This window comes from Limnohabitans sp. 2KL-51, assembly GCF_003063645.1.
GTDB lineage: Bacteria > Pseudomonadota > Gammaproteobacteria > Burkholderiales > Burkholderiaceae_C > Limnohabitans_A.
On the sequence record NZ_NESJ01000025.1, the window covers coordinates 1 to 15000 of the forward strand.

At 56.5% G+C, this 15000-nt stretch carries 9 protein-coding genes and 2 rRNA genes (1 of these 11 only partly in view); 2 read left to right on the forward strand and 9 right to left on the reverse strand.

The features are described 5' to 3' along the window. Positions 1 to 612: 612 nt before the first annotated feature. Entirely contained in the window at positions 613 to 2118 is a 1506-nt protein-coding gene (locus B9Z49_RS19465) for a carboxypeptidase M32 (protein WP_108355110.1), read from the forward strand. Beyond that, the gene (locus B9Z49_RS19470) at positions 2115 to 4163 is read left to right on the forward strand and encodes a M3 family metallopeptidase (protein WP_108355111.1); all 2049 of its coding nucleotides are present in this window, start codon (positions 2115 to 2117) and stop codon (positions 4161 to 4163) included. The genes B9Z49_RS19465 and B9Z49_RS19470 overlap by 4 nt, the downstream gene beginning before the upstream one ends. A gap of 71 nt (positions 4164 to 4234) precedes the next feature. On the opposite strand, the gene B9Z49_RS19475 is transcribed toward B9Z49_RS19470, so the two are convergent. The 9 genes from B9Z49_RS19475 to B9Z49_RS19515 form a co-directional block, all read right to left on the reverse strand. Continuing rightward, positions 4235 to 4630, reverse strand: a complete 396-nt coding sequence (locus B9Z49_RS19475) for a RidA family protein (RefSeq protein ID WP_108355112.1) — start codon at positions 4628 to 4630, stop codon at positions 4235 to 4237. Positions 4631 to 4716: 86 nt separating this feature from the next. Next, on the reverse strand, positions 4717 to 6387 hold the full coding sequence (locus tag B9Z49_RS19480) for an AMP-binding protein (RefSeq protein ID WP_108355113.1): 1671 nt from the start codon (positions 6385 to 6387) through the stop codon (positions 4717 to 4719). Positions 6388 to 6545: 158 nt separating this feature from the next. After that, complete coding sequence (locus B9Z49_RS19485) at positions 6546 to 7730, reverse strand: acyl-CoA dehydrogenase family protein (protein WP_108355114.1); 1185 nt, start codon at positions 7728 to 7730, stop codon at positions 6546 to 6548. Between the two features lie 3 nt (positions 7731 to 7733). Continuing rightward, positions 7734 to 8594: an enoyl-CoA hydratase family protein gene (locus B9Z49_RS19490; RefSeq protein WP_108355115.1), complete on the reverse strand. Its 861-nt coding sequence runs from the start codon at positions 8592 to 8594 to the stop codon at positions 7734 to 7736. Next, positions 8591 to 9082, reverse strand: coding sequence for a MarR family winged helix-turn-helix transcriptional regulator (locus B9Z49_RS19495; RefSeq protein WP_108355116.1), 492 nt, complete (start codon positions 9080 to 9082; stop codon positions 8591 to 8593). The genes B9Z49_RS19490 and B9Z49_RS19495 overlap by 4 nt, the downstream gene beginning before the upstream one ends. Further along, the gene (locus tag B9Z49_RS19500; protein WP_108355117.1) at positions 9079 to 9879 is read right to left on the reverse strand and encodes an SDR family NAD(P)-dependent oxidoreductase; all 801 of its coding nucleotides are present in this window, start codon (positions 9877 to 9879) and stop codon (positions 9079 to 9081) included. The genes B9Z49_RS19495 and B9Z49_RS19500 overlap by 4 nt, the downstream gene beginning before the upstream one ends. A 1-nt stretch (position 9880) precedes the next feature. Next, on the reverse strand, positions 9881 to 12214 hold the full coding sequence (locus B9Z49_RS19505) for a bifunctional salicylyl-CoA 5-hydroxylase/oxidoreductase (RefSeq protein ID WP_108355118.1): 2334 nt from the start codon (positions 12212 to 12214) through the stop codon (positions 9881 to 9883). A 201-nt stretch (positions 12215 to 12415) separates the two neighbouring features. Continuing rightward, positions 12416 to 12528: ribosomal RNA gene (rrf, locus tag B9Z49_RS19510) — 5S ribosomal RNA — on the reverse strand. 162 nt (positions 12529 to 12690) lie between these two features. Next, a 23S ribosomal RNA gene (locus B9Z49_RS19515) occupies positions 12691 to 15000 on the reverse strand; it runs 570 nt beyond the window's last position.

Consider the following 15000-nt stretch of genomic DNA (forward strand, 5'->3'; position numbering starts at 1 on the left):
ACGTAGCGCCCCCGGCCACCTTGACGGCACCGGTGGTTCAATCCGTGGCAACACCACCGCCAACGCCTGCAGTGATTGCCCCGCCACCACCTCCACCGCCTGCTCCACCTGCTCCACCTGCTCCACCTGCTCCACCGGCTCCACCGGTACCCCCAGCACCACCGCCACCGCCGCCGCCGCCACCCAAGCCGGCCCCCAACCGATCGGATATCAGAGTCGCCTGCCCGACGCAAGTTCAACCAGAAATGCCGCGAAGGGCGATTCAAAATGGAATTGGAGGGGTCGTCAGAGCGCAAGTTCTGATCAAAGAGGGCGTGGTCAAGGAGGTGACGATTCTGTCTGGGCCGAGCGTGTTTCACGCAGCAGTCAAAGCGGCGATGCTGCAATACAAGTGCACCGCCGAATCCGGAGAAATCACCGCGACCCAGGAGTTCGTTTTTAAGAATGAGTGACGAAGAGCAAATATTGCTCTGAGTTTCAGCAGGCAGAGCCTGACGCAGGCCGATGCCATTCGGCTTGCGATTCGGGCATCACAGGCCATCTCAGTGAGGATTCCAAGATGCTCATGGCCAATTTTCAATGAGGAAAATTCAAGTACGAGGTGCAAAAAATATGAACGCTACAACTGAATCACATTACGAAACCCTTGAAAAATTGTGGCGTCGAAGTCATCATTTGACTCACCTTCAACGCATCGCCATCTGGGATCAAGCCGCCAATATGCCGGCCAAAGGCAACGAAGCCAGAGCGGCTGCTTTGGCGGAAATAGCCACCTCTATTCATGACTTGTTGACAGATCCATCCGTCGAGACCCTTCTATCACAAGCAGCCCAAGAAACACTGGAACCATCTCAAAAAGGCAACTTGAGAGAAATGAAAAGGCTTTGGCAACTGCGAAATGCATTGCCTGCCAGTTTGGTACGCCGAAAGGATTTGGCCGTATCCCGATGTGAACATGCCTGGCGCACACAACGACCAGCCAACGACTGGCAAGGCTTCCTGGCCAATTTCGAGGAGGTCTTGAGTTGTACACGCGAAGAGGCCGATAGACTTTCTCAGGCTTTGGGGGTTTCCAAGTACGAGGCCCTGATGAGTCGCTACGAACCCGGTTTGACCACGGTGACGGTTGACCGTTTGTTTGGAGAATTGAAAACCTGGTTGCCTGGCTTAATTCAAGAGGTGACCAAAAGACAAGGTCAAGAAGTCACGATTCAACCCCAAGGGCCCTTTCAACAGCGACGCCAGAAGGTTTTGTGCGAACAAGTCATGCGCCTGCTGGGATTCGATTTTGAAGCCGGTCGCTTGGATGTCAGTACCCATCCTTTTTGTGGAGGTGTGCCTGAAGATGTCCGCATGACCACACGCTTTAAGAATCATGAATTCATCACCAGCCTGTTTGGGACAATCCATGAAACTGGCCATGGTCGGTACGATCAAAACCGCCCTCGTGAGTGGCTGGGTCAACCGGCTTCAAATGCACGCTCCATGGCCATTCATGAAAGTCAGTCTTTATTTTTTGAAATGCAATTGGGATGCCACCCCGGATTTTTAGCCAATTTATCGCCATTGATCATAGAGGCATTCGGGTACCAAAATGCATTCGAACCTCAGGCTTTGGCCCATTTGTTAACGCGTGTAAAACCGAGCCTCATCCGAGTCGACGCTGATGAAGTGACATACCCCGCGCACATCATGTTGCGCTACGAGATTGAGCGTCAACTTATTGAAGGCGACATTGAAGCGGTAGATATTCCTTCATTGTGGGACGCACAGATGAGTTCATTGCTCAATGTAGACACACGGGGTAATTACAAGGATGGTCCCTTGCAGGACGTGCACTGGCCAACTGGCGCCTTTGGTTACTTCCCTTGCTACAGCATAGGGGCTATGTACGCTGCACAGTGGTTTGCAAGTATCGAAAAAGCTATGCCCAACGTGCACAAGGACATTGAGCACGGCAATCTCCAACCCATTTGGGACTGGCTGAATGAAAACATATGGCAAAACGCCAGCTTTTTGCCGACTGTTGAACTGACCCAGAAAGCCAGCGGTAGCGAATTAGACCTGCGGTATTTCAAGCGTCACCTCTACAAACGTTATCTTGGAGAAACTTTATGAATCCCCTGCTTGCAAGTTGGTCGACACCCTTTGGTATGCCCCCATTTGATCTCATCAAACCGGTGCACTTTGAAGAAGCGTTTGCGAAAGCCATCGAAGAACATGACCTTCAAGTACAAGGCATTGCCGAACAAGCCGATGAGCCGAGCTTTAAAAACACCTTGGTTGCATTTGAAAATGCAGGGCAGTTGTTGAAACGCATTTCACTGACTTTCAATAATTTAAATGCATCTTGCAGCAGTGAAGACTTTCGGGCCATTGAAAAAACTTGGGCGCCTGTTTTGGCCTGCCACCATGCACATATTTTTTTAAACGCCCCACTGTTCGCTCGGATCGACTCACTGAATTCAAAGATTTCGACCTTGGGTTTAGATGTCGAAGATCAGAAACTACTCCGCCGCCATCACACAGACTTTGTTCGCGCTGGGGCAAGATTGAACACATCAGACCGAAAAACATTTGCCAACAACTCGACACGACTTGCGCAGTTGTTCACACAGTTTTCGCAGAACGTACTGAGGGATGAATCACAATTTCAAATGGAATTAACTGAAGAATCTGAGCTTGCTGGACTGCCCGACTTTGTTCTTTCCGCAGCACGATCGGCTGCTATAGAGCGTGGCTTGAAAGATCCGAGGGTTCATGTGATCACTTTGGCACGTGCCTCCGTGACGCCATTCATGATTTTTTCTACTCGAAGGGACTTACGCCAAAAGCTTTGGCATGCTTGGTGCCATCGGGGCGAGCAACCAGGCGAACATGACAACCGTCCGTTGATCAAGGAGATTTTGAAACTCCGCCTCCAACAAGCCCAGTTGCTAGGCTTCAAACACTTTGCAGACTTTGCGTTATCTGACACCATGGCCGCCACACCTGAAGCGGTTCGTCAATTGTTGATGCGTGCCTGGCAACCTGCCAAAGAAAAAGCGAAACAAGAGCGCCTTGCTTTAGCCCAGGCAGCAACGGAAAGCACCGGGCAATTGCACAAAGCGGAGGACATCCAAGCTTGGGACTGGCACCATTGGTCAGAAAAAGTACGCAAGGCGACTCATGACCTTGATGAAGCAGAAATCAAACCCTATCTGCAATTGGACTCATTGATTCAAGCCATGTTCGATGTGGCGGGCCGATTGTTTGGCGTTCGATTTCAACCACGTTCAGATCTGGCTGCTTACCATGCCCGTGTGACTTGCTGGGAGGTCACCGATGACCAAGGCCATGAAATTGGTTTGTTTTTAAGCGACAACTTTGCACGAAGCAATAAACGTTCTGGCGCATGGATGAGCAACTACCGCGAACAAACCGGTTCACCCTTGCCGACTCGACCCATTGTGGTCAACAACAACAACTTTTCCTCGGCCCCTCCAGATCAGCCCACACTGCTCAGCCTAGATGATGCAAAAACTTTGTTCCATGAGTTTGGGCATGGCTTACACAGCTTACTGTCCCAATGCAAGTACGCTCGATTGGCCGGAATACATGTCTTGAAAGACTTTGTGGAATTTCCATCGCAAATTTTTGAAAACTGGTTGCTCCAGCCCGAAATCATGAACCGGTATGCACGGCATTTTGTAAGCAATCAAGCTATGCCTGCAACTTTGATGAAAAAAATATTGTCTACGCAAACTTTCAATCAAGGGTTTTCCACTGTGGAATATGTTGCCTGTGCGCTGCTTGACCTTAGCTTGCATGAGCAAACGAATTTCGAGATGTTGGATCTAGACCAATTTGAACGCGAAGGCTTATCCATGATTGGCATGCCCGGGGGCATCGGGATGCGCCACCGTCTTCCACATTTTTCGCATCTATTTTCCAGCAACTATTACGCATCCGCTTATTACGTCTACTTGTGGGCCGACGTATTGGTTGCTGATGGCTTTGAAGCATTTCTAGAAAAAGGTGATCCCTTTGATTCCCAATTGAGTGCTGCTCTCAAAAAACATGTTTATGAAGCGGGTGCAAGTGTCGACCCCATGGAGGCTTTCATCGCCTTTCGCGGCAGGGAACCGACCATTGAAACTATGCTCAGAAAAAGAGGACTTTGATCGGAAGCTATCAGCCTAAGCCTGCCTATCGATCTAGGCTTTCCGCGTCTTCTCACCAAGGGCTTTTTCGTTCACTCGGGCACCACCGCCGTGACCTCAATCTCCACCAGCGCCCGGTCTTCCACCAGATCGGCCACTTGCACCAGCGTCATGGCCGGGTAGTTCTTACCAATGACTTCCTGATAAACCTTGCCCAGCTCGCGGCCACGGGCCAGGTATTCCTTCTTGTCCTTGACGTACCAGGTCATGCGGGCCATGTGCTGTGGGCCTGCGCCTGCGCACGCGAGCGTGTCAACAATGTTTTGCAGGGCCTGGCGGCACTGGGCCACAAAGTCGTCGGTCTCGAATTGGGCCTGGCCGTTCCAGCCGATCATGCCCGCGACGAACACCATGCGGCCACGCGCTTCGATGCCGTTGGCATAGCCTTTGGCGGGTGCCCAGCCTTTGGGTTGCAAGACGTTGAACATGAAAAATTCCTCAATGATAGTTGGATGGACTCACGTCATAAAGTGCACAGCGGTGATGGATGGCCGCGCTACGCTCGCCATGACGGTCAGGTTTTTTGACGCAGCTTGAAGCGCTGCAGTTTGCCGGTTTCGGTGCGGGGCAAGGCGTCCAAAAAGACCACCTTGCGCGGGTACTTGAACGGGGCGATGGTTTGTTTGACGTGTTCTTGCAGGGCTTTTTCCATGGTCACGTCGCCCGTGTGGCCGGGTTTGAGCACCACATAGGCCTGCACGATGTGACCACGGTCTTCGTCGGGCATGCCGACCACGCCGCATTCGGCCACGGCCGGGTGTTGCAGCAAAGCGCCTTCCACCTCGGGGCCTGCGATGTTGTAGCCCGCCGAGATGATCATGTCGTCGTTGCGCGCTTGGTAGCTGAAGTAGCCATCGGCGTCCATGACGAAGGTGTCGCCGGGCAGGTTCCAGCCGTCTTTCACATAGTCTTGCTGGCGCGGGTCGGCCAGGTATTTGCAACCTGTGGGGCCGCGCACCGCGAGTCGCCCCACGGTGCCGGGCGGCACGGGCTGCATGTCGTCGCCCACGATCTGCGCCACATAGCCGGGCACCACTTGGCCAATGCTGCCGGGGCGCACTTGCGCGCCCGCACTCGAGATGTAGATGTGGATCACTTCGGTGCCACCAATGCCATCGGTCATCTCGATGCCTGTGGCCTGCTTCCACAGCTGGCGGGTGGCGTCGGGCAAGGCCTCGCCAGCCGAGACAGGGTGCTTGAGGCTGGAGAGGTCAACGCCATTGGCCAGCGTCGCCATCTGGCGGTACATCGTGGGCGCGGTGTAGCACTGCGTGGCGCGGTACTTGGCAATGGTCTGCATCAAGGTCTCGGGCGTGTGCTTTTCGAGCAGCACGGTGCTCGCGCCATAGCGCAGCGGAAAGGCCAACAAACCACCCAACCCGAAGGTGAAGGCGATGGGCGGCGTGCCGCAGACCACATCGTTCTCGTTCATCTGCAAGATGTGGCGCGGGAACAAGTCGCACATGGCCAGCACATCGCGGTGGAAATGCATGGTGCCCTTGGGCTTGCCCGTGGTGCCGCTGGTGAACGCGATCAGGCACACATCGTCGCGGCTGGTAGGGTGCGCGGTGTACGCGCCACTTTGCTGCGCCATGCGCTGCTCCAGGCCATCATGAGCATCGCTGCGGAACTGCACAAGCTGCTGCAAGCTGGCCATGTGGCTGGCGTGACCGGGCGTCATGCAGTGCTGCAATTCATCGGCCAGCAGGCTGTCGCACAGGGCGGCGCTGACCTGCGCTTTGTCGATGATCTGAGCCAACTCACCCGCACGCAGCAGCGGCATGGTGGGCACAGCCACCAGGCCCGCCTTGAGCGCACCGAGCAAGCAAGCGGCCATCATGGGGCTGTTGCCGCCGCGCAGCAAGATGCGGTTGCCGGGCACGAGGCCCATGTCTTGTGTCAGCACTTGGGCGATGCGGTTGCTCTTGTCTTGCAACTGCGCATACGTCCAACTGAAGTCGCCGCCACCTTTGTTGAAGTCGCTCACGCCATGCAGCGCGATGCGATCGCCTCGGCCTGCCTGCACATGGCGGTCCACCAGTTCCACCGCGCAGTTGATCAGGTCCGGGTAGTCCAGCTCAGGCCGGTCGGCGATGAACACGGGCAGCTGGTCCTTTGGTGGCAGTCGGTCGCGCGCAAAGGTATCGGTATGGCTGCTGGGGAGCAGTTCGTTCCAGTCCTTCATGTCCTTGTCTCCTTTTTTTATTTCTACTGTGCAGCGCTTGCCGCACCACGCTGTCGAGGGGCCCCGGGGGCGGGGGCCGATTTCTGCGTACCCCCGCAGCATGAGGCCCCCACCCCCGGGGCCCCTCGGCAGCTCAGCCGATCAGCCGCATCGAACCATCAGCCCTTCAACACATCCTTGCCAATGATCAGCTGCTGCACTTCCGTCGCCCCTTCGTAAATTCGAAGCGCACGGATTTCGCGGTACAGCGACTCCACCATCACGCCTTTTTTGACGCCCATGCCGCCGTGCATCTGTACCGCCATGTCGATGATCTGCTGGGCGTTTTCGGTGGCGGTCATCTTGGCCATGGCCGCCTCGCGGGTAATGCGTGCGCCCTGGTCGCGCAGCCACGCCGCGCGATACGTCAAGAGCGTGGCCGCGTCCAGCATGGTGGCCATCTGGGCGATCTTGGTCTGGGTGATTTGAAAGTCGCCCAAGCTTTGGCCAAACATCTTGCGCGAACGCGCCCAGCTGATGGACTCGTGCAACGCACGCCGCCCAAAGCCCAAAGCGGCCGCCGCCACCGAGGTGCGGAACACATCGAGCGTGGCCATGGCGACCTTGAAGCCTTGGCCCGCTTCGCCAATGCGTTGATTGGCAGCGACCTTGCAGTTGTCGAACTTGAGCGTGGCCAGAGGGTGGGGGGCCACCACGTCGATGCGCTCTTCAATCGACAAACCGGGCGTGTCCGCATCGATAATGAAAGCCGTGATGCCGCGTGCGCCGGGCGCTTCGCCCGTGCGGGCGAACACCACATAAAAGTCGGCGATGCCGCCGTTGCTGATCCAGGTCTTGCGGCCGTTCAGCACATAGCCGTCTGCCGTGGCCGTGGCGCTGCACTGCATGGCGGCCACGTCGGAGCCTGCATCGGGTTCGCTCAGGGCAAAGGCGCTCAAGGCCTGACCCGACGCCACACGCGCCAGGTAGCGCTGCTTTTGATCGGCTGTGCCCATGAGGCTGATGGCGCCTGTGCCCAAGCCCTGCATGGCAAACGCGAAGTCAGACAAGCCGTTGTGAAAAGCCAGCGTCTCGCGCAGCAGGCAGAGCTGACGGGTGTCGATCACGTCAGACGCTGCGCCATAGGCCGTACCGGATACTGCATGCTTGAGCCAACCGCCGCTGCCCAGCAGACGCACCAAGCGGATGCATTCGGCGTCCACCGCGTCGCGGCTTTCGTCGTGGTGCGCGTGGGCCAGGTGCTCTTGGCACCAAGCGTTCAAGCGCACTTTGAAGTCGCGGTGGCTGTTGTCAAAGAAAGGCCAGTCGAGTTCTGGCGGGTAAGTGGCTGGGTGGTCTGACATGGCTCAGTCCCCTTCAAAAATGGGCGTTTGCCTGGCCACAAAGGCGTGGTACGCCCGGTGGAAGTCGTTGGTGGCCATGCAGATGGCTTGGGCCTGGGCTTCGGCCTCGATGGCTTCGTCCACGCCCATGTTCCATTCTTGTTGCAGCATTTTTTTGGTGATGCCATTGGCAAAGGTGGGGCCTGCCACCAGCTGAGCGGCGATGGCCTGTGCATCGGCCAACACAGTGTCTGCCTCGCACACGCGGTTGTAAAAACCCCAGCGCTCGGCTTCCAGCGCGCCCAGGCCGCGCCCGGTGAAGAGCAGCTCGCTCGCACGGCCCTGGCCGATGATGCGCGGCAAAAGCGCACAGGCACCCATGTCGCAACCAGCCAGGCCCACCTTGTTGAACAGAAAATAAGTCTTGCTGCGCTCGGTGCCGTAGCGCAAGTCAGACGCCATGGCCAGGATCGCGCCTGCGCCCGCGCACACGCCGTCGATTGCCGCGATGATGGGTTGTGGGCAGGCGCGCATGGCCTTGACCAAGTCGCCCGTCATGCGGGTGAAGGCCAAGAGGCCGGGCATGTCGAGCTTTGTGAGCGGGCCAATGATTTCGTGCACATCGCCACCCGAGCAGAAGTTGCCGCCCTCGCCCGTGATGACCACGGCGTGGATGTCGGGTGCGTAGGGCAAGGCGCGGAAAAAGTCACGCAGCTCGGCGTAAGAGTCAAACGACAGTGGGTTCTTACGCTCGGGGCGGTTCAGGCTCACCGTGGCCACACCGTCTTTGATAGACAGCAAAAAATGCTCGGGCTGGTAGTTTGCCATGGGCTGGTTGTGGCGGGGCAGCTGGTGCGGCTGGCCGGGCAGATAGCGTTGGCTCATTTTGTCTCCTTCGAGTGTGTTGGTTTGCCGGACTTCAAGGTGCCCAGCAGTTGGTGCAGCTGTGTTTGTTCGTTCTCGGCCAGTGGGCCTAACAACTCGACCACCCAGCCTTCGTGGGCCAGGGCCATAGCGGCAAAAGCTTTTCGCCCGGCCTCGGTCAGGCTGACGGTGAAGGAGCGGCGGTCACTGGCTTGCATTTGCCGCTGCACCAGTTGTTCTTTTTCCAGCTGGTCCACGATGCTGGTCACGTTGCCGCCCGTGACCATCATGCGTCGCGACAGCTCGCTCATCGACAGGCCTTGCATTTCGCGCTCCAGCTGGGCCATCAGGTCAAAGCGCGGCAGCGTGATGTCAAACTGCTCGCGCAGGCGCTGGCGGATGGTGTCTTCGATGCGGGTGGTGCACGACAGCAGGCGCAACCAAAGGCGCAGCGAGGCGTGGTGCTCTGCGTGTGCGCGCACTTCCATGTCGGTAGCCTGAAGGTTCATCCGGCCAACTCCCCGCCGTCGATGGCAATCGCCTGGCCATTGATCGCGTTGCTGCCAGCAGCACACAGCCAAAGCACGCTTTGCGCGACTTCTTGCGGCTGCACGAGGCGCTGTTGCGGGTTGCTGGCAGCCAAGGCTTGGCGAGCTTCGGCCTCGCTCTTGCCGGTTTTGCTCACGATGTTTTGCACCGCTTCGCGCACGATGTCGGTCTCGGTGTAGCCGGGGCAAATGGCGTTCACGGTCACGCCCTTGCGGGCCAGTTCCAGAGCCAAGGCTTTTGTCAGCCCGACCACGCCGTGCTTGGCCGCCACGTAGGCGCTCACATAGGCATAGCCTTTGAGGCCTGCTGTGCTGGCGATGTTGACGATGCGCCCGGGGGTGCCTGATTTAGCGGCTTCGAGCATGCCCGGCAGCACGGCCTGAATGCAGTGGTAAGTGCCCGTCAGGTTGACGTTGAGCATCTGCTGCCAGAGCACAGCATCGGTCTTGGCAAAGGGCTGGCTGCTCGCCTGGCCTGCGTTGTTGACCAAGATGTTGACAGGGCCAAAGCGGGCCTGCGCCTGCTGCACTGCTGCTTGTACCGCGTGCTCGTCGGCCACGTCCATGGGCGCAATCAACACCGCCACATCGGGCACCTGTACGCGCAGCGCTTCAACCTGGGCTTGCAGGGTGCCTTGCGAGCGGCCGCAGAGTGTGAGGCGACAGCCCGCTTGGGCCAGCTGCAACGCGATGGCTGCGCCGATGCCTGCACCCGCCCCTGTGATGAGTGCGTGACGGCCTTCAAGTTCTTGGAACATCTCAGTCCCCCTTACTCGCAGTCTGCATGGCACGCTCGCGGGCAAAGCCCGCTTCGAGCTGGGGCTTACCCGACTCGTAGGCGTGGGGCCAGGCGATGTCTTTGAAGCCGATGCGCGCCGCTTCGGTCAGCGTCCAGGCCGGGTTGGCCAGGTGTGGACGTGCCACAGCGCACAGGTCGGCGCGGCCTGCGGCCAGGATGCTGTTGACGTGGTCAGCCTCAGAGATGGCGCCCACTGCGATGGTGGCGATGCCCGCTTCTTGGCGGATACGGTCGGCAAACGGGGTTTGGTACATGCGGCCGTAAGTGGGTTTTTGCTTGGCGCTGACCTGGCCCGAAGAGCAGTCGATCATGTCGGCGCCTGCAGCCTTAAAGGCACGGGCGATCTCGACTGCATCGGTGGGTGTAATGCCGCCTTCGACCCAGTCGTTTGCCGAGATGCGAACCGACATGGGCAGGTGCGCTGGCCAAGCGGCGCGCACAGCGGCAAACACTTCGAGCGGGTAACTCAAGCGGTTTTCGAGCGAGCCGCCGTATGCGTCGCTGCGTTGGTTGGTGAGCGGGCTGATGAAACTTGACAACAAGTAGCCGTGAGCGCAATGCAGTTCGAGCCAGTCAAAACCAGCATGAACTGCACGTTGTGTGCAGGCCACAAACTCGGCCGTGACGCGATCCATGTCGGCGCGGTTCATGCTACGTGGCACATCGCCATGTGGAAGATAAGGCTGGGCGGAGGCAGCTATCAAAGGCCAGTTTCCTTCGGGGTCATCGGCAGGCACAGGCTGGTCCATGCCTGGGCCTTGCCAAGGGCGGCAGCTCGAGCCTTTGGGCCCGGCGTGGCCGATTTGCAGGCCGATCTTGGCGTCAGACTTTGCATGCACCCAGTCGGTGATGCGCTTGAAATCTTCTGTCTGCGCATCGTTCCACAGGCCCGGGCAGCCGTGGGTGATGCGGCCATCTGCACTGGGCGCTGTCATCTCGACCATGACGAGGCCCGCACCACCCATGGCGCGTGCACCCAAGTGAACCAGGTGATCATCTCCCGCTCGACCGTCGACGGCCATGTACTGCGCCATAGGCGAAACCACGACGCGGTTCTTGAGCGTGACCGAGCGCTGGGTATAGGGCGTGAACATCGGCGGCCTGATGCCCGGCGTGGCGGTGCGCCCCGCAAACCAGGCCTCGTAGCCTTCCAGCCAAGCTTTGTCACGCAGACGCAAATTCTCATGGCTGATGCGCTGGCTGCGTGTGAGCATGGAGTACATGAACTGTTCGGGTTCGAGCTGGTCGCAGTAACGCTCGCCGCACACCTCGAACCATTCCATAGCGTTCCAAGCGGCGTTTTGCAGGCGGATCACGTCGATCTCTCTTACGGCCTGGTAGTGCTCCAGCACCTCGGGAATGCGGTCAGCGGTGTCGCCCAAGGCCTTGAATTGGCGCACCAGTTCGATGGCGTCCTCGAGTGCGAGTTTTGTGCCCGAGCCAATCGCAAAGTGCGCGGTGTGCACCGCGTCGCCCATCAGCACCACATGGCTGTTGCCATTGAAGGTCGACCAGTTGGCGCACTTGACGCGCTGAAAGTTCAGCCATGCCGAGCCGCGCAGGTGGCGGGCGTTGGTCATCAGCTTTTCACCTTGCAGGTTCCTTGCAAAAAGCTTTTCGCAGAATTCAATTGATGCATCCTGATCGGCCTTGTCAAGGCCGTGCGCCAGCCAAACGTGTTCGGGGCACTCGACGATGAAAGTCGAAGTCTGGTTGTCGAATTTGTAGACGTGAGCAGCGAACCAACCATGCTCGGTTTTTTCAAACAAAAAAGTAAAGGCGTCGTACTGGCGGTTGGTGCCCAGCCAGATGAATCGATTAGGTCGTGTGACGATATCTGGCTTAAACACTTCGGGTAGCCGGCTTCGCACACGTGAATTGACGCCATCGCTGGCGATGATCAAATCGGCATCGGGAAAGTCCAGATCCGAATCCACGTCTTGTTCAAACATGAGCTTGACGCCCACTTGCTCGCATCGATCTTGGAGAATATTGAGCAACTTTTTGCGTCCGATGCCCACAAACCCGTGACCGCCTGAGCGGATCACCCGGTCTTTGAAATGCAGTTCAATGTCATCCCAATGGTTGAATGCTTGCTCCACCTCTGCAGCGGTTTCTTTGTCCCATTCGCGCATGTTCTCCAGCGTCTGGTCCGAAAACACCACGCCCCAACCAAAAGTGTCATAGGGCTTGTTGCGCTCGACCACGGTGATGTCGTGGTGGGGGTCGAGCTTTTTCATCAGCAACGCGAAGTACAGACCCGATGGACCACCGCCAATGCACACGATTTTCATAATCACTCTCTTTGCTATTGACCACACAAGCCTTTAATTCAAGCCTATATATTTGATGCCTCAAGTATCTGGGCAGGTTAAGCGTTGGTCAATCGAGTAGTAACCCGTAGAGATGAAATGCAGAGGGAAGGTGCGGATGAAGAATGCTTCGCACTAAGCAAAACGCCCCACCGTTAGGTGGGGCGTTTCGGGCTGTTAGAAGCCTGACGATGTCCTACTTTCACACGGGAATCCGCACTATCATCGGCGCTAAGTCGTTTCACGGTCCTGTTCGAGATGGGAAGGAGTGGGGCCAACTTGCTATGGTCATCAGGCATAACTTGGTGTCGTCTTGACGCGGGTCAAGACAACGAATTCATAGAGTTTCGAATCAGATTTTTGAGCTCTCGCTCAGGCCTTTCAGCCTTTTTTGAATGCGTCAACTTGGCATAACTTCCCTGACCAATGCACACCTTGCGGCGTGTGATCAAAGTTATAGGGTCAAGCCTCACGAGCAATTAGTATCAGTTAGCTTAACGCATTACTGCGCTTCCACACCTGACCTATCAACGTCCTGGTCTTGAACGACTCTTTAGGGGGCTCAAGGCCCCGGCAGATCTCATCTTGAAACGAGTTTCCCGCTTAGATGCTTTCAGCGGTTATCTCTTCCACACTTAGCTACTCGGCAATGCCACTGGCGTGACAACCGATACACCAGAGGTGTGTCCACTCCGGTCCTCTCGTACTAGGAGCAGGCTTCCTCAAATCTGCAGCGCCCACGGAAGATAGGGACCAAACTGTCTCACGACGTTTTAAACCCAGCTCACGTACCTCTTTAAATGGCGAACAGCCATACCCTTGGGACCGGCTACAGCCCCAGGATGAGATGAGCCGACATCGAGGTGCCAAACACCGCCGTCGATATGAACTCTTGGGCGGTATCAGCCTGTTATCCCCAGAGTACCTTTTATCCGTTGAGCGATGGCCCTTCCATACAGAACCACCGGATCACTATGTCCTACTTTCGTATCTGCTCGACTTGTCAGTCTCGCAGTTAAGCACGCTTATGCCATTGCACTATTATCACGATGTCCGACCGTAACTAGCGTACCTTCGAACTCCTCCGTTACGCTTTGGGAGGAGACCGCCCCAGTCAAACTGCCTACCATGCACTGTCCCCGATCCAGATAATGGACCTAGGTTAGAACCTCAAACACACCAGGGTGGTATTTCAACGTTGGCTCCACAAGATCTAGCGACCTCGCTTCAAAGCCTCCCACCTATCCTACACAGATCTGTTCAAAGTCCAATACAAAGCTACAGTAAAGGTTCATGGGGTCTTTCCGTCTTTCCGCGGGGAGATTGCATCATCACAAACATTTCAACTTCGCTGAGTCTCAGGAGGAGACAGTGTGGCCATCGTTACGCCATTCGTGCAGGTCGGAACTTACCCGACAAGGAATTTCGCTACCTTAGGACCGTTATAGTTACGGCCGCCGTTTACTGGGACTTCAATCAAGAGCTTGCACCCCATCATTTAATCTTCCAGCACCGGGCAGGCGTCACACCCTATACGTCCACTTTCGTGTTTGCAGAGTGCTGTGTTTTTATTAAACAGTCGCAGCCACCGATTTTTTGCAACCCCGTTCGGCTCCCTTTGTTCAAGTTCACCTAATAGGGGCATACCTTCTCCCGAAGTTACGGTATCAATTTGCCGAGTTCCTTCTCCTGAGTTCTCTCAAGCGCCTTAGAATACTCATCTCGCGCACCAGTGTCGGTTTGCGGTACGGTCAATGACAAGCTGAAGCTTAGTGGCTTTTCCTGGAAGCAGGGTATCACTCACTTCAGGTGCAAGCACCCTCGTTATCACCCCTCATCTAAGCCCGGCGGATTTGCCTACCAGGCACGACTACAGGCTTGAACCAACATATCCAACAGTTGGCTGAGCTAACCTTCTCCGTCCCCACATCGCACTTGTCATCGGTACAGGAATATTGACCTGTTTCCCATCAGCTACGCATCTCTGCCTCGCCTTAGGGGCCGACTCACTCTACGCCGATGAACGTTGCGTAGAAAACCTTGCGCTTACGGCGAGGGGGCTTTTCACCCCCTTTAACGCTACTCATGTCAGCATTCGCACTTCTGATACCTCCAGCAGGGTTTACACCACCACCTTCACAGGCCTACAGAACGCTCTCCTACCACTTGCAATAAATTGCAAATCCGCAGCTTCGGTAACTGGCTTAGCCCCGTTACATCTTCCGCGCAGGACGACTCGATCAGTGAGCTATTACGCTTTCTTTAAATGATGGCTGCTTCTAAGCCAACATCCTGACTGTTTTAGCCTTCCCACTTCGTTTCCCACTTAGCCAATTTTAGGGACCTTAGCTGGCGGTCTGGGTTGTTTCCCTCTTGAGTCCGGACGTTAGCACCCGGTGCTCTGTCTCCCAAGCTGTACTCATCGGTATTCGGAGTTTGCCTTGGTTTGGTAAGTCGCCATGACCCCCTAGCCAAAACAGTGCTCTACCCCCGATGGTAATACTTGAGGCACTACCTAAATAGTTTTCGGAGAGAACCAGCTATTTCCAAGTTTGTTTAGCCTTTCACCCCTATCCACAGGTCATCCGCTAATTTTGCAACATTAGTCGGTTCGGACCTCCAGTACCTGTTACGGCACCTTCATCCTGCCCATGGATAGATCACTTGGTTTCGGGTCTACACCCAGCGACTGATCGCCCTATTCGGACTCGATTTCTCTACGGCTTCCCTATTCGGTTAACCTTGCCACTGAATGTAAGTCGCTGACC

Excerpts from the sequence above, each read along its gene's own strand:
- B9Z49_RS19465 (WP_108355110.1), top strand. The coding sequence starts at position 613 with ATGAACGCTACAACTGAATCACATTACGAAACCCTTGAAAAATTGTGG.
- B9Z49_RS19470 (WP_108355111.1), top strand. The coding sequence starts at position 2,115 with ATGAATCCCCTGCTTGCAAGTTGGTCGACACCCTTTGGTATGCCCCCA.
- B9Z49_RS19475 (WP_108355112.1), bottom strand. The coding sequence starts at position 4,630 with ATGTTCAACGTCTTGCAACCCAAAGGCTGGGCACCCGCCAAAGGCTAT.
- B9Z49_RS19480 (WP_108355113.1), bottom strand. The coding sequence starts at position 6,387 with ATGAAGGACTGGAACGAACTGCTCCCCAGCAGCCATACCGATACCTTT.
- B9Z49_RS19485 (WP_108355114.1), bottom strand. The coding sequence starts at position 7,730 with ATGTCAGACCACCCAGCCACTTACCCGCCAGAACTCGACTGGCCTTTC.
- B9Z49_RS19490 (WP_108355115.1), bottom strand. The coding sequence starts at position 8,594 with ATGAGCCAACGCTATCTGCCCGGCCAGCCGCACCAGCTGCCCCGCCAC.
- B9Z49_RS19495 (WP_108355116.1), bottom strand. The coding sequence starts at position 9,082 with ATGAACCTTCAGGCTACCGACATGGAAGTGCGCGCACACGCAGAGCAC.
- B9Z49_RS19500 (WP_108355117.1), bottom strand. The coding sequence starts at position 9,879 with ATGTTCCAAGAACTTGAAGGCCGTCACGCACTCATCACAGGGGCGGGT.
- B9Z49_RS19505 (WP_108355118.1), bottom strand. The coding sequence starts at position 12,214 with ATGAAAATCGTGTGCATTGGCGGTGGTCCATCGGGTCTGTACTTCGCG.